This is a genomic window from Arthrobacter sp. B0427-1-12 (assembly GCF_059092905.1).
Window position 1 is genome coordinate 1 of the sequence record NZ_JBNHIC010000182.1, and the last position, 681, is coordinate 681.

The 681-nt window shown below is 69.0% G+C and carries 1 protein-coding gene; it reads right to left on the bottom strand.

The annotated features are described in order from the left end of the window. Window positions 1-665: alcohol dehydrogenase catalytic domain-containing protein (locus AC5RWU_RS24455; RefSeq protein ID WP_493986759.1), on the bottom strand; the 665-nt coding region annotated here is incomplete at its 3' end. Between the last annotated feature and the right edge of the window lie 16 nt (window positions 666-681).

The window sequence follows — 681 nt, forward strand, 5'->3', positions numbered from 1 at the left end:
TCCTTGGCGCGTTCGAGCTTGTTGGCGTCGATGTCGACGGCGATGATCGTGGTCGCACCGGCCAGCTTGGCGCCGGCGATGGCGGCGACGCCGACGCCGCCGCAGCCGATGACGGCCACGGAGTCACCGCGGGAGACGGCCCCGGTGTTGATGGCGGCGCCGATGCCGGCCATCACCCCGCAGCCGAGCAGGCCGACCGCGGCCGGGTCGGCGTCCTCGTCGACCTTGGTGCACTGGCCGGCGGCGACCAGGGTTTTTTCGGCGAAGGCGCCGATGCCCAGCGCCGGGGAGAGTGGTGTGCCGTCCTCGAGGGTCATTTTCTGGGTGGCGTTGTGGGTGTTGAAGCAGTACTGCGGCTGGCCCTTTTTGCAGGCCCGGCACTGGCCGCAGACCGCGCGCCAGTTCAGGACCACGCGGTCGCCGGGGGCGACGTCGGTGACGCCCTCGCCCACGGCGGCGACCGTGCCGGTGGCTTCGTGGCCGAGCAGGAAGGGGAAGTCGTCGCTGATGCCGCCGAGCTTGTAGTGCAGGTCGGTGTGGCACACACCGCAGGTGAGGATGTCCACCAGAGCCTCGCCCGGACCCGGGTCCGGAACCAGGATCGTTTCCACGGTCACGGGAGCGTTCTTTTCCTTGGCGATAACCGCCTTGACCTTATGAGCCATAACTGCGCTGTTCCTC